Here is a 19,233-nt window from a genome sequence, read left to right as displayed (position 1 = left end):
ATGTGACAGATTTAATTGGTAAAAGTAGGGAATCCACATGACTCAGCAAAATTTATCCGAAAAACTGTTTAAACCTCGCGTTAGGCAAGTTGAAACATCGACTTTGGTTTCTTATTCCTCCCATACTCTGTCGCAATTACAAAACCACAGTGTATTAAGTGGTTCTCAGCATAATCATTGGTATCGCATGCTTAATCGCTTGATGTGGATCTGGCGTGGTATTGATGCCATTGAAATTGAAGAAGTCTTAAGCCGTATTGCTATCTCGGATGCTAAACGTAGCCGAGAAGAGTGGCTCGATACTGTGATTGGCAATCGCCGTGGAAATTGGTGCTTTGAATGGTCCCACCAAGCCATGAAGTGGCAACAAAAAGCGTTAGAATTTGAAAAAGGTCAAGAAGCCTGTGATGCATGGCTACGCGCAGCAAACTTATATAGCATTGCTGCATACCCGTTTATTAAAGGGGATGAACTTGCAGATCAAGCCATTGTTTTAGCGTGTAAAGCTTATGATAGCGCAGCAAAATTCTCTCAGTATCAATTGAAAAAAATCCCATTCAAAGTGGATGGTGGCAAAGAGGTTTGTGGATTTCTTCATATCCCATCCAATGTACAAGGACCTTATCCAACGGTGATGGTATGTGGCATGCTCGATAGCTTACAAACCGATTATAGCCGTTACTTTAGAGACTATTTAGAGCCTCGTGGTATTGCGATGTTAACATTGGATATGCCATCGATAGGTTACTCTGGGAAATATAGCCTTTCGCAAGAAACTAGCACGTTACATGAGCAAGTTGTTCGTCAACTCGATACCATTCCATGGATTGACCATACACGATTTGCTATCACTGGGATCCGCTTTGGCGCGAATATTGCTGTACGTTTAGCGTACATGTGCCCAGATAAAATTAAAGCCGTTGCGGTATTAGGTCCGATTGTTCACAGCCTGCTGCATGAAGAAAAATATCAAAAAGACATTCCGCGTATGGCATTGGATGTTTTTGCCAGCCGTCTGGGTATTTATCAAGTCGATGGTCAATCGTTACGTCATGAATTAAGTTGCTATTCTCTTCGGAAGCAAGGGTTACTGGGGCGTCGTAATCAAGTTCCAATGATGACGGTCTGTTTCAAAAATGATCCTTATAGTCCGAAGGCTGATTCGGATTTAATTGCTCGCTCATCTATGGATAGTCATTTATTGATGTTGCCAAGTAACCCTGTTTTAGAGGCTTTTGAGCGTTCCATGTCAGAAACAACGAAATGGTTAGAAAGTAAAATATTATAATTCTATTGAATAACTTGCTTATTTTTTAACATTTGTTAAAAAGGGATCTTCCCAAGAAGGAGATCCTTAATATGGCGTTACCGACTGATTACACGAATGGAAAATTTTTAAAGAAGTTTGCTGCAATGGGTCCTTATTTACGTGAACAACAATCTGTCAAAAATTGTTATTTTTTTGATAGTTTGGTGGTTTGCGTTAATGCGAATATTGTGCCAGAAAAACGTGAATTCTGGGGGTGGTGGTTAGAGTTAGCCCCCACCGATAATGGATTCGAATTTGCCTATAATTTAGGGATCTATACTGGTCAGGGAAAATGGCAAACGAAAACTTTGAAGGATGGGTCAACGGCGGAAGCGGTAGAAAAGAATTTGCACGCCTTCCATCAACGCCTTTCCCAACAATTATCTGCCCTTGAGTTAAGCTTGTTCCCTTCTCCCTTGATGACAGAATTAAAGCTGGAATTAAGCGCATAAAATTGTTTTAAACCAACTTTTGTTTAATTTTGCGTTATGCCTGTTGGCATAACGCGCATCTCCTGATAAAACTGATACCCACTTTGTATTTATTAATCCTAATGGCAGAAAAATGATGAAAAATAGCCAAACACTTGTGGTTAAACTTGGCACGAGTGTCTTAACAGGGGGCTCACGTCGTTTAAATCAAGCTCAAATTGTTGAGCTGGTTCGACAATGTGCGCAGCAATATGAAAAGGGTCACCGAATTATTATTGTCACATCAGGTGCAATTGCCGCTGGGCGTGAACATCTCAATTACCCCGAACTGCCCGCTACCATTGCATCTAAACAGCTGCTGGCGGCAGTCGGTCAAAGTCGTTTAATTCAATTATGGGAAAGACTTTTTTCCATTTATGGTATTCATATTGGTCAAATGTTATTAACGCGTGCCGATCTTGAAGATCGTGAGCGGTTTCTTAATGCTCGCGACACACTGCAAGCGCTATTAGATAATGGCATTATTCCAGTAATTAACGAAAATGATGCTGTAGCAACCGCAGAGATTAAAGTCGGGGATAATGATAACTTATCCGCACTGGCTGCAATTCTCGGAGATGCCGACAAATTACTGCTATTGACTGATATTGAAGGTTTATACGATGCGGATCCGCGCAGTAATCCGGATGCTAAATTGATCCCTGAAGTGCGCGGTATAAATGATGAATTACGTCGTATGGCTGGGGACAGCGTAACGGGATTAGGCACTGGTGGAATGGCAACGAAGTTACAGGCTGCGGATGTTGCGGGGCGTGCTGGAATTGATGTGATTATCGCCGCGGGTAATAAGCCGGATGTCATTAATGCGGTGATTGAAAATATTCCCGTTGGAACCCGTTTCTATGGTCAAAAAAATCCAATGGAAAATCGTAAACGTTGGATTTTTGGCGCACCTGCGGCAGGGGATGTTTATATTGATGATGGCGCACAATTAGCGATTACAGAAAAAGGCAGTTCATTGTTACCAAAGGGTATTAAGAAAATTGAAGGCGATTTCTCTCGTGGTGCAGTGATCCGTATTCGCAATATGGCAGGTAAAGATTTGGCACACGGCGTGAGTCATTATAATAGTGATGCACTCAGAATGATTGCGGGTCATCATTCCCAAGATATTGGTAAAATCCTTGGCTATGAACACGGCTCTGTAGCCGTTCATCGCGACGATATGATAGTGAGTTAATTATGTTAGAACAAATGGGTAAAGCGGCGCGTGAGGCGTCATGGCAGTTGGCTCAATTAAACACAAAACAAAAAAATTTGGCACTTGAGCAAATTGCTAATCTGTTAGAACAAGAAAGCGCAAGTATCTTAGCTGCAAATCAGTTAGATATGGCGCAAGCCCAACAAAGTGGTATGAGCGAAGCGTTACAAGATCGCTTATTACTGACGCCATCACGTTTAAAAAGTATTGCGGATGATGTTAGAAAGGTATGTCAACTGGCAGATCCAGTAGGACAAATCCTCGATGGCAGCGAGCTCGATAGCGGATTGAATTTACAGCGCCGTCGTGTCCCATTAGGGGTCATTGGGGTTATTTACGAAGCTCGTCCTAACGTAACGGTCGATGTCGCTTCCTTGTGCTTAAAAACGGGAAATGCTGTTATTTTGCGTGGCGGAAAAGAGACGCATAATACGAATCTCGCAGTAGTTAATGTGATTCAACAAGCGTTAAAAAACAGTGGACTACCTGCAGATGCGGTACAGGCTATCAATAATCCCGATCGCGAATTAGTGACAAAATTATTAAAGTTAGATCGCTATGTTGACATGTTGATCCCACGCGGTGGTGCTGGCTTACATAGATTATGCCGTGAACAATCGACGATCCCAGTCATTACTGGGGGAATTGGTGTTTGCCATACGTTTGTTGATGACTCGGTGGACTTTGATAAAGCACTGAGCGTGATTACCAATGCTAAAGTTCAGCGACCAAGTGCATGTAACTCGTTAGAAACGTTGTTAGTTCATGAAGATATTGCCGCGAGTTTCTTGCCGCGCCTAAGTGAGAAAATGGCACAACAGCAAGTGACGTTGCATGCGAGTGAGAAAGCAATGGCATTTTTAACAGGTGGCGCAGCGAAAGTAGTACCTGTTCAAGCTGAAAATTTAGTCGATGAATGGTTATCTCTTGATCTTAATGTTGAAATTGTCTCGGATATTGATGCTGCCATCGAGCATATTCGCCATTATGGCACCGCACATTCAGATGCTATTTTGACGGAATCTATTCGCCAAGCAGATTATTTTGTTCAACGTGTGGATTCGGCTGCGGTGTACGTTAATGCTAGTACGCGCTTTACTGATGGTGGACAGTTTGGACTCGGTGCCGAAGTGGCAGTAAGCACCCAAAAACTCCATTCTCGTGGACCAATGGGATTAGATGCTCTGACAACGTATAAATGGATTGGTTACGGGGATTTTTTGAGTCGTCCATAATCTAACAATAATAATCTTAAGCCACACTGAGTGTGACTTAAGTTGCAGACAAAGAGGGATAAAAGCGTGGTTTTTCCCTCTTTGTGTTATCAGGTGAAAATCAATAAATTGATTTTCCTCGTTTATTTTTACAACTCTAAAGTACCATTTCCAAACCCAATAGGTTTTAAAATGGTTCGAGCCACACTGAGTGTGGCTTTATTTTTTTAAATTATTCGCCATTTTGGCTAACCGGCTAGAAGCATGTGTGTGGAAAATTTATCATAGAAATCATGATGAAGGGATGAATATTAATGTTTTACATTATTGGTCCAAGAGGTTCAGGAAAGACAACGATTGGTAAGAAACTCGCTGAGAAAACGGGTTACCAATTTATCGATACCGACAAACTTATTCTGGAGCGGGCAGGAATGAGCATTGCTGATATTGTTCAGCAACAGGGGTGGAATTATTTTCGGCAACTTGAAAGTCAAATTCTTGCGTCAATTGAGCCGCAAGATGCCATTATTTCTACAGGTGGCGGTATTATTTTAGCGCCAGAAAATCAGCAGGTTATGCGAGAAAATGGCACTGTTATTTATTTACGCTCAACGCCAGAAACACTGGTAAAGAGATTAGCGGCAGAACCGCAAGCGGATCAGCGACCGAGTTTAACGGGGAAATCACTGCTTGAAGAAATTGAAGAAGTGATGACGCAGCGTGATCCTATCTATTTATCCACTGCCCACCACGTTATTGATGCCAATCAATCCATTGATGCTATTATTAAGCAGATCGCAAATTTGAGATAAATGTCAGGTGTACTCACGCCTTTAGGAATAAACCTCTTAATGAGGGCGGTTGGTCACGAGATAATTATTGTAGTATCTAATTGTTAATCAATAGATAAAATTATCACCATAAGAAAGGGAATCATGATGTTGGCAAAAATAATAAAAAAAGTACTGAGGTTTTTGTTTCGCGTAGAAGTCATTGGTAATACGAATGAGTTCAATCAAGACAAATGCATCATTACGCCGAACCATGTTTCTTTTCTTGATGGTGTGTTGATCGCACTGTTTTTACCTGTGAAGCCAGTCTTTGCCATGTATAGTTCTGTGGCAACACCTAAGATGATCAAGCGGCTCAAGCCTTATGCGGATATTGTTGCATTAGATCCCAAAAATCCATTAGGTCTTCGACACCTTGTTCGTGAAGTGGATAAAGGGCGTCCGATTGTTATTTTTCCTGAAGGGCGTATTACTGTTCACGGCTCTTTGATGAAGATCTATGAAGGGGCCGCCTTTGTCGCTGCTAAGTCTGGTGCCAAAGTGGTGCCAATTCGTATTGATGGTGCAGAAAGAAGCTACTTTGGACGCTTAAAGGGGATTATCCCGTTAAAGTGGTTTCCAAAAATCACATTACATATTTTACCTGCTGAAAGTATTCCAATACCGGATGCGCCTCGCGCCGTCGAGCGTCGAGCCTTAGCCGGTGAACATCTTTATCAAATTATGAAAGCGGCACGCATGGCGAGTCGCCCAGAAATGACATTGGTCGAAGCCTTTATTGATAGTATTGAACGTTATGGACGCCGTTCTCGCTGTATTGAGGATATTTCGTTCAAAGAAGATAGCTATCAAGGGCTGCTCAAAAAGTCACTTGGTGTTGGGCGAATTATCGAACGCTATACCCATGAAAATGAGCGTGTAGGATTATTGCTACCCAATGCGACAGTGACAGCGGCAGCAATTTTCGGCTGTTTAATGCGCGGGCGAGTGCCTGCGATGCTGAATTACACGGCGGGAAGTCATGGGATCAGTAATGCTTTAAAAGCCTCAACGGCAAAAGTGATTTTTACTTCACGACAATTTTTGGAAAAAGGGAAACTCACCCATATTCCGGCGCAAGTACCGGAAGCAACATGGATTTATCTTGAAGATTTAAAAGACACCGTGACGCTCCAAGATAAGTTGTGGATTGTGAAGCATTTATTCTCACCGCGTAAGGCGATTGTTCCTCGTAATATCGATGATGAAGCGATTGTCTTGTTCACTTCAGGCTCCGAAGGTACCCCTAAAGGAGTTGTACACAGTCACCGTAGCTTGATGGCTAACGTTGAGCAGATCAAAACGATTGCTGATTTTACTCCGCGTGATCGTTTTATGTCATCACTGCCTTTATTCCATGCTTTTGGATTAACCGTCGGATTATTTATTCCACTATTTTCGGGTAGCCGAGTTTTCTTATATCCAAGCCCGTTACATTATCGAATTATTCCAGAACTGGTATATGACCGAAATTGTACGGTTTTATTCGGTACGTCAACGTTCTTGGGGCATTACGCACGTTTTGCTCATCCGTATGATTTTGCAAGAGTTCGTTATGTTGTTGCGGGCGCAGAAAAGCTTTCGGATAAAACCAAGAAAATTTGGTACGACAAATTTGGTATTCGAATTCTTGAAGGCTATGGCGTGACTGAGTGTGCACCGATTGTATCTATTAACGTACCAATGGCAGCAAAAGAAGGCTCAGTGGGGCAAATTTTACCCTGTATGGAAGCCCGTATTATTTCGTTACCAGGTATTGAACATGGCGGAAAACTTCAGCTGAAAGGTCCTAATATAATGAAGGGCTATTTGCGCGTAGAGGCGCCGGGTGTACTCGAAGAACCGAAAGCGGAAAATGCGCAAGGTGAATTAGAATCAGGCTGGTATGACACGGGTGATATTGTTGAGCTGGACAATAAAAACTTCTGCACCATTAAGGGGCGAGTTAAGCGATTTGCTAAATTAGCGGGGGAAATGGTTTCCCTAGAAAGTATTGAGCAGATGGTGTCTGAAATTTCGCCAAGTTGCGAGCACGGTGTCGTAACCAAACCGGATAGTAGTAAAGGGGAGGCATTAGTCCTATTTACGACTGATAAAGATCTCGACAGAAGTGCCCTATCAGCAGCGGCAAAAGGAAAAGGTTTAACAGAATTAGCGGTTCCACGAGATATTCGCTGGGTGAAATCGCTGCCTGTATTGGGTAGCGGAAAAACTGATTTTGTCACATTAAAACAGATGGCGTTAGGGGACTAATATGCAAGAAAGCACACCAAATACGCCATTAATGAGTACCGGAATGAAAGCGGTTCTGGCGTCTCAGTTTTTATCTGCATTTGCAGATAACGCATTGCTATTCGCGATATTAGCTCAGCTAAAATCTGAGTTTTACCCAGAATGGAGCCACCCTATTTTACAGATGGTATTTGTCTTCACCTATATCGTGTTGGCACCGTTTGTGGGGCAAATAGCGGATCGGTTTTCTAAAGGCCGAGTCATGTTATTTTCCAACATATTTAAATTTGTTGGGGCTCTGGGGATTTGCTTAGGGGTTAATCCATTCCTGTGTTACGGGTTAGTGGGCGTCGGTGCTGCGGCTTATTCTCCAGCAAAATACGGTATTTTGGGGGAATTGACCGGTGGTGATAATTTAGTTAAAGCTAATGGTTTAATGGAAGCTTCCACTATCGCAGCAATTCTAGTTGGCTCGGTTGTTGGTGGTATACTTTCCGATATTAATTTATTGCTGGCATTAGGCACGTGTTCCTTACTGTATGCTTTAGCCGTAATTGTTAACTTTTTCATTCCTCATTTGGCGGCGGCGAGACCAGGTACAGGCTGGAATTTTAAACAGTTACTGATGGACTTTCTTTCTGCCTGTCGTATTTTATGGGCGAACCAAGAGAGCCGTTTTTCCCTTGTAGGAACCAGTATGTTCTGGGGAGCCGGAGTGACGTTGCGTTTCTTGCTGGTGGCGTGGGTACCTGTAGCACTTGGTTTGCAAGATAACACAACGCCAACTATTTTGAATGCGATGGTTGCGGTGGGAATTGTCGTTGGGGCAGGATTAGCGGCAAAATTTATTACCTTAAAAACGGTTTATCGCTGTATTCCTGCCGGAATTATGATTGGGGTCATGGTTGTATTCCTGTCACTACAAACTCATATTATTCCTTCTTATTTCATCTTGATGGTATTAGGCGTTTTTGGTGGATTATTTGTTGTTCCATTAAATGCATTACTTCAGGAAAAAGGTAAAGAAACTGTTGGGGCAGGGAATGCTATCGCAGTACAAAATTTGGGAGAAAACAGCGCGATGCTATTAATGCTGGGGTTATATTCTCTGGCAATGAAGGTCGGGTTCTCCGTGGTGAGTGTCGGCGTTGGTTTTGGTGTCGTATTTGCAGTGGCGATCGCGGGATTGTGGATGTGGGATCGTGCCCGTAAAAAAACAGCATAATGGTGAATAGCCAAATGATAGATGAGAAGCAACTCGAAACATTAAGTATTCAGTTAGGACAACGCTTACTGCAATTGGGTAAAACAGTCACTGCGGCTGAGTCTTGTACTGGCGGCTGGATTGCTAAAGTCTTGACAGATATTTCTGGTAGTTCAGCCTATTTTTATCGTGGATTTGTGACCTACAGTAACGAAGCCAAGCACCAAATGATTGGAGTGACAAATTTATCACTAGAGCAGTTTGGTGCAGTGAGCCAGCAAGTAGTACAAGAAATGGCTGTTGGGGCATTACATGAAGCGCAAGCCGATTTTGCGATGTCAGTCAGTGGTATTGCAGGACCAGGTGGCGGTAGCCAAGAAAAGCCCGTTGGTACAGTCTGGTTTGGTTTTGCATTAAAGCAGGCAAATGGTACTGTCGATGTCGTGACTCGGCATCAGATATTTCAAGGTGATCGGAATCAAGTTCGTTTGCAATCAACTGGTTATGCGCTAAAAATGCTTTTGCAGTTAATATCTGAAAAATTTCCTTGATACTGTATGATTATACAGTATACTTAGTTTCAACAAATCGAATTCAATCGTTTTATTCGCAATGGTTTCAACCATTGCCATAGGGAGTAAACATGGCTATTGATGAAAACAAACAAAAAGCACTTGCGGCAGCATTAGGTCAAATCGAAAAGCAATTCGGTAAAGGGTCTATTATGCGTCTTGGTGAAGACCGTACAATGGATGTTGAAACCATTTCAACAGGTTCTTTATCTCTTGACGTTGCTTTAGGTGCAGGTGGTTTGCCATTAGGGCGTATTGTTGAAATCTACGGTCCTGAATCCTCAGGTAAAACGACGTTAACTTTACAAGTTATTGCGGCTGCTCAACGTAGCGGTAAAACGTGCGCATTCATCGATGCTGAGCATGCTCTTGACCCTATCTATGCAAAAAAACTAGGCGTCGATATTGATAATCTGCTGTGTTCTCAACCTGATACCGGTGAGCAAGCATTAGAAATCTGTGATGCACTCACTCGTTCTGGTGCTGTGGATGTTATCATCGTTGACTCCGTTGCTGCGTTAACGCCAAAAGCAGAAATTGAAGGTGAAATCGGTGATTCACATATGGGTCTTGCGGCTCGTATGATGAGCCAAGCAATGCGTAAATTAGCCGGTAACCTGAAAAACTCAAATACCTTGCTGATCTTCATCAACCAAATTCGAATGAAGATTGGTGTGATGTTTGGTAACCCAGAAACTACAACTGGCGGTAACGCGCTGAAATTCTATGCTTCTGTTCGCTTAGATATCCGTCGTATTGGTGCAGTCAAAAACGGTGAAGAGATCGTTGGTAGCGAAACCCGTGTTAAAGTCGTAAAAAACAAAGTTGCGGCGCCATTTAAACAGGCTGAATTCCAAATTCTATATGGTGAAGGTATCAACACCTTTGGTGAGTTGATTGACCTAGGGGTTAAACACAAGCTAATTGAAAAAGCAGGTGCTTGGTATAGCTATAATGGTGACAAGATTGGTCAAGGCAAAGCTAACTCAACAACCTACTTGAAAGAGCACCCTGAAGTTGCACAGGAAATTGATACTAAACTGCGTGATTTATTATTAAACCACACAGGTGAATTTAAGAGTGCAGCGACTGATTTCATCAATGATTCTGATGAAGAAGAAGTACCAGAAGAATTTTAATTCAATAGTAACATGTTGAAATAATTTAAAATAAAAAGCGTCATTCTTAATTGAATGGCGCTTTTTTGTGTCTGCCTATCACAATAATAGTTTATTGAACAGTTTTTCTGTGGAAAAATACCCCAGCCAGAGGTATAAACATACTTTCAGAAAATATTCAGACGCTTTACAATGAAAGCCGCGAATGGATGTATCTATATTTTACTTCTATACAAAGAGACTTTATCTTATCAGTCACTTTTTAATCGGAGAGTTGATTAGAGGTGATGTTACATTCCATCTCAACAATTCGTAATTCTGTTTTCAGCTTGATATCGGGATAAATATGAGTAAAAGCACCGCTGAGATCCGTCAAGCGTTTCTCGACTTTTTCCATACGAAAGGTCATCAGGTGGTAGCCAGCAGTTCGCTAGTGCCAAATAATGACCCAACACTATTGTTCACTAACGCAGGGATGAACCAGTTCAAAGATGTATTTCTTGGTCTGGATAAACGAGCATATTCCCGAGCGACAACCGCACAACGTTGTGTACGTGCAGGTGGTAAACATAACGACTTAGAAAACGTGGGCTATACTGCTCGCCACCACACATTCTTTGAAATGTTAGGCAACTTTAGCTTCGGTGATTACTTTAAACACGATGCTATTCGCTTTGCATGGGAACTTTTAACTAGCGAACAATGGTTTAACCTACCAAAAGAAAGATTGTGGGTTACTGTGTACGCAACAGATGATGAAGCTTTCGATATTTGGAACAAAGAAATTGGTGTTCCTGTCGAACGTATTATTCGCATTGGTGATAATAAAGGCGCGCCTTACGCATCTGACAACTTCTGGCAGATGGGCGACACAGGTCCTTGTGGTCCTTGCACCGAAATCTTCTATGATCATGGTGATCATATCTGGGGTGGACCTCCTGGTAGTCCTGAAGAGGATGGCGACCGTTATATTGAAATTTGGAACCTGGTCTTTATGCAGTTTAACCGTCAATCAGACGGTACAATGGAACCTCTGCCAAAACCATCTGTAGATACAGGGATGGGGTTAGAGCGTATTTCTGCAGTTCTGCAACACGTTAATTCTAACTATGAAATTGATATTTTCCGTGAACTGATTGCTGCGGCTGCCGAAGCAACAGGCGCAACGGATTTATCCAACAAATCCTTACGTGTTATTGCTGACCATATCCGTTCATGCGCATTTCTCGTCAGTGATGGTGTTATCCCATCCAACGAAGGTCGTGGCTACGTTTTACGTCGTATTATTCGTCGTGCTGTACGCCATGGTTATATGCTGGGTGCGAAAGAGACTTTCTTCTATAAATTAGTTTCTACCTTAATTAAAGTTATGGGACCTGCTGCGGAAGAGCTGCAACGTCAACAAGCTCTAGTTGAGAAAGTTTTAAAAACTGAAGAAGAACAGTTTGCTCGTACTTTAGAACGTGGTCTGCAATTATTAGACGAAGAGTTGGCATCACTGAAAGGTGATACGCTGGAAGGCGAAACTGCATTCCGTCTCTATGATACTTATGGATTCCCTCTAGATTTGACTGCTGACGTTTGCCGTGAGCGCAACATCAAAGTTGATGAAGCTGGTTTTGAACGAGCAATGGAAGATCAACGTCGCAGAGCAAGAGAGTCAAGTGGCTTTGGTGCAGACTATAACGCCCTGATCAAAGTTGATAAACGCAGCGAATTCTCCGGCTATCAGCATGATGAACAGCAAGCGACGATCATCGCATTATATAAAGATGGTCAGCCTGTCGATTCATTGCATACCGGTGATGAAGGTTTAGTGATCCTTGATAAAACTGCATTCTATGCTGAATCAGGTGGTCAAGTTGGTGATACTGGCGTTTTAACGAATGACAGTGCTCAGTTTACGGTGACGGATACCCAAAAATATGGTCAAGCAATTGGTCATGTCGGTAAAGTTGAATCAGGCTCATTAGTTGTCAACCATCGAATTGCGGCTATAGTCAATAGTGAAAGGCGTAATGCAATTCGTCTAAACCACTCAGCGACTCACTTATTACATGCCGCGTTACGCCAAGTGTTAGGTGAGCATGTTTCTCAGAAAGGCTCGCTGGTGAATGACAAGTATCTCCGTTTTGACTTCTCTCATTTCGAAGCGATGACGCAGCAGCAATTACGCCAAGTAGAAGATATTGTGAATGCGCAAATTCGTCAAAACTCAGAAATTGAAACTGAGTTGATGGATTTAGAGGGTGCGAAAGCAAAAGGGGCTATGGCATTATTCGGTGAAAAATATGAAGAGCGCGTACGTGTTCTGAGTATGGGGGATTTCTCCATCGAATTATGTGGTGGTACGCATGCTAGCCGCACGGGAGATATTGGATTATTCAGTATCTTAAGTGAATCTGGGACCGCCGCAGGGGTTCGTCGTATCGAAGCGACAACAGGTGCCGCCGCCATGGAGCATTTACATGCTCAATCTGAACAGCTTTCTGCAATTGCCCATCTGTTAAAGGGTGACGTGAATAGCTTAGTTGAGAAAGTCAAAGTTGCATTAGATAAATCACGAAATCTTGAAAAAGAGATTTTGCAGTTAAAAGATCAGCAAGCGTCTCAAGAAAGTGCTTCACTAAGTAGTAAAGCGAAAGATGTTAAAGGTATCAAACTGTTAGTTAGTCAATTAAGTGATACTGATCCTAAACTATTGAGAACAATGGTCGATGATCTAAAAAATCAGCTGAAATCGGCGATTATCGTGCTTTCAACCACAAGTGGTGATAAAGTCAGTATAATTGTTGGTGTGACTAATGATTTGACTGCTAAAATTAAAGCAGGTGATTTGGTCTCCTATGTTGCTCAACAAGTAGGCGGTAAAGGTGGCGGTCGACCAGACATGGCGATGGCTGGAGGTACTGACGTAAGTGCATTACCGACAGCGATGGAAAGTGTCGAACAATGGGTTGATTCAAAACTATAATTGCTGTGAAGTTACCCCATTTTAGTGGGGTAACTTTAATCTGTTGCAGCATTGTTAATGTGTTGCCGGTAGTGTTATATTTTGCTTGTAAATAATTAGAATTATTGCCATTGATGGCATCAATGCTTTAGGTGAATGTCATTGCTTTACGTTTTCACGGTGTGTGATGGACAATAGCGGGGAATACCTAGAGACCCGACTCTTTTAATATTTCAAGGAGCAAAGAATGCTTATTCTGACTCGTCGAGTTGGTGAAACACTCATGATAGGCGATGAGGTAACAGTGACTGTATTGGGCGTAAAAGGCAACCAAGTACGTATTGGTGTTAATGCCCCAAAAGAGATTTCTGTTCACCGTGAAGAAATTTATCAACGGATCCAGGCCGAAAAGACTCAACCAGACAATCAATAATAATAAATAAGCGTCCAGTGAGTGATCACACAGCAATAATGGACGCTTGTCTCTCCTATTTTATCTCTAACTATATTCCTATACCTTTTGATTCCCTATTGGCCTGACATCATTACGTTGATGTTGAGCATTATTTCTTGGGGTGACCTCGTTTTTTTTCTGTATCATTTTTATACTGTTAACTAAAGAGTGCTTAATATCATCAATTTTTTACTGAATTTTCTATTGGGAAATGGTGAATAATTAAAAGGAAAAAAGCACAGAAATATGGCTTTTTCGGTGTTAAACTAATCATCTTGCTTGTGAAATGTGCAAACGATCGTTGGAATGCAAAAAGTTTGGAAAAATTGTTTGACTTCTAAGTCTAGGAAAGTAATATGTGCGCCACACAGAGACGAGATGTTTAAGAAAAACAAATCGTATGTGACTAAAATATGGTGAGGTGGCCGAGAGGCTGAAGGCGCTCCCCTGCTAAGGGAGTATGCGGTCAAAAGCTGCATCGAGGGTTCGAATCCCTCCCTCACCGCCATTTTAGGCTCTGCATCCGTAGCTCAGCTGGATAGAGTACTCGGCTACGAACCGAGCGGTCGGAGGTTCGAATCCTCCCGGATGCACCATTTTCAACCTTATGAGTGAAACTGATAAGGTGATGTTTTGGTTTATAGCGAACTAAAACAAAGTAGTTTAGATTTTATATGATATTAAATATCATAAAATAGTGAAGTAGATTTTGATTAAGCAGTATTGAGAGAGAAGTACGTATTGCACTGAAATGCATCCGTAGCTCAGCTGGATAGAGTACTCGGCTACGAACCGAGCGGTCGGAGGTTCGAATCCTCCCGGATGCACCATCTCTTAAACACTTCTGTAATGTATCAACAATCCTTTCATCAATTTTGAAATCCAAATTACTGCTGTGTTTCGACAGCATCGATTGATAGTCGACAAATTCTGCATCCGTAGCTCAGCTGGATAGAGTACTCGGCTACGAACCGAGCGGTCGGAGGTTCGAATCCTCCCGGATGCACCATCATTAAGAAACTCCTCAATTAGAGGAGTTTTTTTTTGCCTAAAAATTGGCGTATAACCCAATTTCCTTCTGTTTTTCTATTTTCTCTTCTTGGTAAACCACACATCTAGACAGCGACAATTTATGTGATTTAAGCTAAAGTAATCGCCTTATTAAAATAAAACTAAATCACAGGCGGGAGGTCGATTTGATCCCGGACGTATCAAAAGCGCTCTCATGGTTAGAGGCGCACCCGGAAATTCTCAATGGTATTCAACGTGGTATTGAGCGTGAAACATTACGTGTGTCACCTCAAGGAGCGTTAGCCGAGACATTGCATCCAAATGAGCTGGGGAAAGCACTCACCCATAAATGGATCACCACAGATTTTGCGGAATCCTTACTCGAATTTATTACACCTGTAGATAAAAGTATTAGCCATAATTTGGCTTTTCTGCGGGATCTGCATCGCTATACGGCGCGCCATCTGCACGATGAAAGAATGTGGCCACTCAGTATGCCTTGCTTTATTGAGAGTGAAGATAAAATCACACTGGCGCAGTATGGCACCTCTAATGTAGGGCAGTTCAAAACCTTATATCGTGAAGGTTTAAAAAATCGCTATGGTGCATTAATGCAAACCATCGCTGGCGTACATTATAACTTCTCATTCCCCATTGAGTTTTGGAAGGCATGGGCAGGGATTGAAGACGCTGAAAGTGGTAAAGAAAAAATATCTGAAGGTTATTTACGGCTGATCAGAAATTATTATCGCTTTGGTTGGGTGATCCCATACTTATTTGGTGCTTCTCCTGCTATTTGCGGTTCTTTCTTGAAAAATAGAGAGACCTCATTAGACTTCAGCAAAACTGAGTGTGGTACCTACTACCTGCCTTATGCAACGTCATTGAGAATGAGTGATTTGGGATACACCAATAAATCTCAGAGTGATTTAAATATTACATTTAACCACCTTGATGAATATGTGGAAAATCTGAAGAAAGCCATCCACAAGCCTTCTGCTGAGTTTGAAAAGCTGGGCGTAAAAAAAGACGGTAAATATGTTCAGCTGAACACGAATGTGCTGCAAATCGAGAACGAATTGTATGCACCAATTCGTCCTAAGCGAGTGCCTCTGGGCAATGAATCACCTTCAGATGCGCTATTGCGTGGTGGTATCGAATATATTGAAGTTCGTTCTCTCGATATCAATCCATTTAGCCCTATCGGTGTTAATGAGACTCAAGCTCGCTTTGTAGACTTATTCCTGATTTGGTGCGTGCTTGCTGATGCCCCTGAAATGAACGTTCAGGAGTTAGATTGCTGCCGTAAGAATTGGAACCGCGTTATCCTCGAAGGACGTAAACCAGGGCAGGTAATCGGTTTTGGTTGTGGTAGTGAGCTCAAGCCTCTAGTCGAAGTTGGACAAACACTATTCAAAGATTTGATCCGTGTTGCGGAGGTCTTAGATACCTGCTGTGATGCGAAATATAAAGATGTATGCTATCAGTTTGTCGCTATGTTTGAAGATCCAAACCTGACATACTCAGCCCTAGTGATGGACGAAATGTTAGAAAAGGGTATTGGTGGTTATGGGCTGGAGTTAGCTGAGAAATATTATCAGCAATTAATTAACGAGCCTTATGAAGTGATCACTGAAGAGCAATTTGAACAAGCTCGTTTGGCTTCCATTGAAAAACAGAAATTGATGGAGCAGGACAAAAGCGAAAGCTTTGAAGAGTATCTTCGGATTCACGCAGGACGCTAAAAGAAATGGCCACAACAAGGTGGCCAAATAAAAATCTCTTAGAGAATTAGGGATGATAACAATTTGCGCGTCTTTCACATAGTAAGACTCTGCATTTTTGGATTAGTTTCATTTTTTTCAAAATTATTTTTTTTATTTTTATGGAGGTCATGAAATGCCGTTATTAGACAGTTTTACTGTGGATCACACGCGTATGGCTGCTCCTGCTGTTCGCGTAGCAAAAACGATGAAAACGCCTCATGGGGACGCTATCACTGTGTTTGATTTACGTTTTACAGTCCCAAATAAAGAAGCAATGACAGAAAAAGGAACGCATACCTTAGAGCACCTTTTTGCTGGATTTATGCGTGACCACCTTAATGGAAATGGCGTGGAAATTATCGACATTTCACCAATGGGATGCCGTACAGGTTTCTACATGAGCTTGATTGGTCAGCCAGATGAACTGCGTGTAGCGAAAGCATGGAAGGCGGCTATGCAAGATGTGCTCAATGTTCAGGATCAAAATAAGATCCCTGAACTTAACGTATATCAATGTGGAACGTATACGATGCACTCACTTGAAGAAGCTCAGCAAATTGCTCGAAATATCATTGCGAAAGATATTCAAGTGAATAAAAATGATGAACTCGCTCTTCCTGAAGAGAAGTTAGCTCAGCTTCACGTTTAGTTATTCAAAGAAACAATGTTTGAAAAAGCCTTAAAATCATCGAATAATTGTTCGTGGTTTTAAGGCTTTTTATGTAGAACTTAAAACTCAGGGACTTGTGAGTTAAAGCCAAGAGGTGTGATTTTTACTTGTTTAATAATATTATCGCTGACAGCTAAGACTTCGATAACATAACGCCCGATAACAATTTGTTCCTCTGGTTGAGGTACATCTCCCAATACTTCCAGAACCATACCGTTAACCGTTCTAGGACCCTCTACAGGAAGGTTCCAGTCGAAAGCTTTGTTTAGGTCTCGGATGTTGGCGGAGCCGTCCACAAGGACACTGCCGTCACTTTGTGGCATAACCTCTTCAGCAAGTGAAGGTGACATGGATGTTGTAAAGTCACCCACAATCTCCTCCAAAATATCTTCTACGGTGATTAAGCCTTGAATTTCACCATACTCATCGACAATGATCCCTAGCTTTTCTTTTTTATGTTGAAAGTTGATTAACTGAACATTCAGGGGAGTACTATTGGGAATGAAATAGATGCTATCCGCGGCTTTAATTAAGTTTTGCTTGTTGAATTCGCGCTTTTCAACCATTAGACGGTAAGCTTCTCGTACGCGTAAAATACCGATCGAATCGTCAAGCGAATCACGATATAGCACAATGCGCCCATGAGGGGAGTGGGTGAGCTGCCTCACGATAGACTTCCAGTCATCATTTATATCAATTCCCACAATTTCATTTCGTGGCAGCATGATATCGCCGACGGTGACTTTATCTAAATCGAGAATCGAAATTAACATGTCCTGATTGCGTCGACTGAGCTTATTCTTGGACTCATGAACGATAGTGCGTAACTCTTCCTTATTAACCGCATCATTGCGAGTTGCGGAGACTTTTATCCCACAGTAGCGCATAAATAGAGTCGAAATAGTATTAAATGCCCATACAACAGGTAACATGATTTTTTGCAGTGGTGTAAGAATAAAACTGCTAGGGAAGGCAATTCGTTCAGGGTAAAGGGCTGCAATCGTTTTTGGCACCACTTCTGCAAACAGTAAAATGACGAAAGTGAGAATACCTGTTGCGATAGCTACCCCCATATTTCCATATAGACGCATTCCAATAATGGTTGCGAGAGCGGAAGCGACAATGTTGATGAGATTATTGCCAATGAGAACTAAGCCGAGTAGACGGTCAGGGTGGCGTAGGAGTTTCTCAACACGAACAGCGGAGCGATTACCTTGTTTCGCTAAATGTTTTAACCGATAACGGTTCAATGTCATCATACTGGTTTCTGAAGCCGAAAAATAAGCAGATAAAAAAATTAAAACAATCAGTATGATGATTAGAGTACCAGTAGATACTTCATCCAAAACAAGGTTCCTTATAACGGTCGTGTAAGACTAAAATGGTGTTTATACCATAGTTAATTGCTGGATTAGACGATTGCCAAAAAACGCTAAGGTAAGGATCAGTGAACCGCCAACATGGAAAAATAAAACGCGCTTGCCTCTCCATCCACCATGGAAATGCCCCCACAGTAAAATGACATAAACAAACCAAGCAATGACAGAGAGTACAGATTTATGAATATTCTCTTTATCAAAGATATTATCCATATAAATGAAGCCAGTACACAATGTTAGCGTTAGTAAAATGACGCCTACTTGTGTGACATGAAACATTTTGCGTTCAATCACCATCATGGGAGGCATATCAGGGCTGAATTTTAAAATTTTATTTTTAAGCTGATAGTCGATAATCGCCACTTGAAAAGCATATAACGCAGCAATCAGTAGCGTTGCATAACTTAATAAAGCTAATCCAATATGCACAAATAATGGCGTACTTGCTTCTAAATGAGTAATAAACTCACCAGGCATAATGGTGGATAAAATTAGGTTAATAATTGCGAAACTATATACAATTGGGGTTAAGTACCAAGCCCTTCCTAAATATGAAACCACCGTCATAATCAAACACATTAATAAACTGACGGATGATCCTAAATTTAGGAGTGTGAGATTTTGCCCGCTAGCCTCACTAAAAATTTGTAATTTCAAGGTGATTGCGTGAGTGACCATCGCTACGATAGCTAATAAAATAGCCAATCGACGATAAAGCGCTTGCTTACGCACTTGTGCTGGGACGATCAGAAGCAGGCTGACCATGTATGTACAAACTGCTATGACTGCAAATACGGGCATAGTATAGTGTCGTTATTCATTTTGAGTG

The 19,233-nt window shown here is 41.8% G+C and carries 15 protein-coding genes and 4 tRNA genes; 17 read left to right on the top strand and 2 right to left on the bottom strand.

What is annotated here, in order from left to right; all coding sequences use genetic code 11:
- The first annotated feature begins 37 nt into the window (after nt 1-37).
- From frsA to luxS, 17 genes are all read left to right on the top strand, one after another.
- A complete protein-coding gene (gene frsA / locus PSF16_RS08990) occupies nt 38-1,288 on the top strand; it encodes an esterase FrsA (RefSeq protein WP_006662625.1) in 1,251 nt (416 codons plus the stop codon).
- 71 nt (nt 1,289-1,359) lie between these two features.
- Nucleotides 1,360-1,761, top strand: coding sequence for a sigma factor-binding protein Crl (gene crl / locus PSF16_RS08985; RefSeq protein ID WP_006662624.1), 402 nt, complete (start codon nt 1,360-1,362; stop codon nt 1,759-1,761).
- Nucleotides 1,762-1,876: 115 nt separating this feature from the next.
- On the top strand, nt 1,877-2,980 hold the full coding sequence (gene proB / locus PSF16_RS08980; RefSeq protein ID WP_006662623.1) for a glutamate 5-kinase: 1,104 nt from the start codon (nt 1,877-1,879) through the stop codon (nt 2,978-2,980).
- A 2-nt stretch (nt 2,981-2,982) separates the two neighbouring features.
- Nucleotides 2,983-4,236 (top strand): glutamate-5-semialdehyde dehydrogenase, encoded by a 1,254-nt coding sequence (gene proA, locus PSF16_RS08975; protein ID WP_036962626.1) that lies wholly within the window; start codon nt 2,983-2,985, stop codon nt 4,234-4,236.
- Between the two features lie 293 nt (nt 4,237-4,529).
- Nucleotides 4,530-5,027 carry a shikimate kinase AroL gene (aroL, locus tag PSF16_RS08970; RefSeq protein WP_006662621.1) on the top strand — a complete coding sequence of 166 codons (498 nt, stop codon included), beginning with the start codon at nt 4,530-4,532 and terminating at the stop codon, nt 5,025-5,027.
- A 126-nt stretch (nt 5,028-5,153) separates the two neighbouring features.
- Nucleotides 5,154-7,298, top strand: a complete 2,145-nt coding sequence (gene aas, locus PSF16_RS08965; RefSeq protein WP_272689135.1) for a bifunctional acyl-ACP--phospholipid O-acyltransferase/long-chain-fatty-acid--ACP ligase — start codon at nt 5,154-5,156, stop codon at nt 7,296-7,298.
- A 1-nt stretch (nt 7,299) separates the two neighbouring features.
- A complete protein-coding gene (lplT, locus tag PSF16_RS08960; protein WP_272689134.1) occupies nt 7,300-8,502 on the top strand; it encodes a lysophospholipid transporter LplT in 1,203 nt (400 codons plus the stop codon).
- Between the two features lie 14 nt (nt 8,503-8,516).
- On the top strand, nt 8,517-9,032 hold the full coding sequence (pncC, locus tag PSF16_RS08955) for a nicotinamide-nucleotide amidase (protein WP_036962717.1): 516 nt from the start codon (nt 8,517-8,519) through the stop codon (nt 9,030-9,032).
- A gap of 92 nt (nt 9,033-9,124) precedes the next feature.
- Entirely contained in the window at nt 9,125-10,192 is a 1,068-nt protein-coding gene (gene recA / locus PSF16_RS08950) for a recombinase RecA (RefSeq protein WP_006657414.1), read from the top strand.
- Nucleotides 10,193-10,517: 325 nt separating this feature from the next.
- The gene (gene alaS, locus PSF16_RS08945; protein WP_272689133.1) at nt 10,518-13,145 is read left to right on the top strand and encodes an alanine--tRNA ligase; all 2,628 of its coding nucleotides are present in this window, start codon (nt 10,518-10,520) and stop codon (nt 13,143-13,145) included.
- A gap of 226 nt (nt 13,146-13,371) precedes the next feature.
- Complete coding sequence (gene csrA, locus PSF16_RS08940) at nt 13,372-13,557, top strand: carbon storage regulator CsrA (protein ID WP_272689132.1); 186 nt, start codon at nt 13,372-13,374, stop codon at nt 13,555-13,557.
- A 436-nt stretch (nt 13,558-13,993) separates the two neighbouring features.
- A tRNA-Ser gene (locus PSF16_RS08935) sits at nt 13,994-14,086 on the top strand.
- Nucleotides 14,087-14,097: 11 nt separating this feature from the next.
- Nucleotides 14,098-14,174: transfer RNA gene (locus PSF16_RS08930), tRNA-Arg, on the top strand.
- A 157-nt stretch (nt 14,175-14,331) separates the two neighbouring features.
- A tRNA-Arg gene (locus tag PSF16_RS08925) sits at nt 14,332-14,408 on the top strand.
- A gap of 102 nt (nt 14,409-14,510) precedes the next feature.
- Nucleotides 14,511-14,587: transfer RNA gene (locus PSF16_RS08920), tRNA-Arg, on the top strand.
- A gap of 187 nt (nt 14,588-14,774) precedes the next feature.
- On the top strand, nt 14,775-16,334 hold the full coding sequence (gene gshA / locus PSF16_RS08915) for a glutamate--cysteine ligase (protein WP_006662617.1): 1,560 nt from the start codon (nt 14,775-14,777) through the stop codon (nt 16,332-16,334).
- A 154-nt stretch (nt 16,335-16,488) separates the two neighbouring features.
- Nucleotides 16,489-17,004, top strand: a complete 516-nt coding sequence (gene luxS / locus PSF16_RS08910; protein ID WP_006660916.1) for an S-ribosylhomocysteine lyase — start codon at nt 16,489-16,491, stop codon at nt 17,002-17,004.
- Between the two features lie 80 nt (nt 17,005-17,084).
- Here luxS and PSF16_RS08905 read toward each other — a convergent pair whose 3' ends face one another.
- Together PSF16_RS08905 and PSF16_RS08900 are read right to left on the bottom strand one after the other, a co-directional pair.
- Nucleotides 17,085-18,371, bottom strand: coding sequence for a CNNM domain-containing protein (locus PSF16_RS08905; protein WP_272689131.1), 1,287 nt, complete (start codon nt 18,369-18,371; stop codon nt 17,085-17,087).
- Between the two features lie 42 nt (nt 18,372-18,413).
- Nucleotides 18,414-19,205 (bottom strand): cytochrome C assembly family protein, encoded by a 792-nt coding sequence (locus PSF16_RS08900; RefSeq protein ID WP_006660914.1) that lies wholly within the window; start codon nt 19,203-19,205, stop codon nt 18,414-18,416.
- Nucleotides 19,206-19,233 lie beyond the last annotated feature (28 nt).

Source organism: Providencia sp. PROV033, assembly GCF_028484855.1.
Classification (GTDB): Bacteria; Pseudomonadota; Gammaproteobacteria; order Enterobacterales; family Enterobacteriaceae; genus Providencia; species Providencia alcalifaciens.
This window is presented reverse-complemented; position numbering and strand designations above follow the sequence as displayed.

Excerpts from the sequence above, each read along its gene's own strand:
- lplT (WP_272689134.1), top strand. The coding sequence starts at position 7,300 with ATGCAAGAAAGCACACCAAATACGCCATTAATGAGTACCGGAATGAAA.
- alaS (WP_272689133.1), top strand. The coding sequence starts at position 10,518 with ATGAGTAAAAGCACCGCTGAGATCCGTCAAGCGTTTCTCGACTTTTTC.
- aroL (WP_006662621.1), top strand. The coding sequence starts at position 4,530 with ATGTTTTACATTATTGGTCCAAGAGGTTCAGGAAAGACAACGATTGGT.
- frsA (WP_006662625.1), top strand. The coding sequence starts at position 38 with ATGACTCAGCAAAATTTATCCGAAAAACTGTTTAAACCTCGCGTTAGG.
- crl (WP_006662624.1), top strand. The coding sequence starts at position 1,360 with ATGGCGTTACCGACTGATTACACGAATGGAAAATTTTTAAAGAAGTTT.
- pncC (WP_036962717.1), top strand. The coding sequence starts at position 8,517 with ATGATAGATGAGAAGCAACTCGAAACATTAAGTATTCAGTTAGGACAA.
- proB (WP_006662623.1), top strand. The coding sequence starts at position 1,877 with ATGAAAAATAGCCAAACACTTGTGGTTAAACTTGGCACGAGTGTCTTA.
- aas (WP_272689135.1), top strand. The coding sequence starts at position 5,154 with ATGTTGGCAAAAATAATAAAAAAAGTACTGAGGTTTTTGTTTCGCGTA.
- recA (WP_006657414.1), top strand. The coding sequence starts at position 9,125 with ATGGCTATTGATGAAAACAAACAAAAAGCACTTGCGGCAGCATTAGGT.
- luxS (WP_006660916.1), top strand. The coding sequence starts at position 16,489 with ATGCCGTTATTAGACAGTTTTACTGTGGATCACACGCGTATGGCTGCT.
- proA (WP_036962626.1), top strand. The coding sequence starts at position 2,983 with ATGTTAGAACAAATGGGTAAAGCGGCGCGTGAGGCGTCATGGCAGTTG.
- PSF16_RS08900 (WP_006660914.1), bottom strand. The coding sequence starts at position 19,205 with ATGCCCGTATTTGCAGTCATAGCAGTTTGTACATACATGGTCAGCCTG.
- csrA (WP_272689132.1), top strand. The coding sequence starts at position 13,372 with ATGCTTATTCTGACTCGTCGAGTTGGTGAAACACTCATGATAGGCGAT.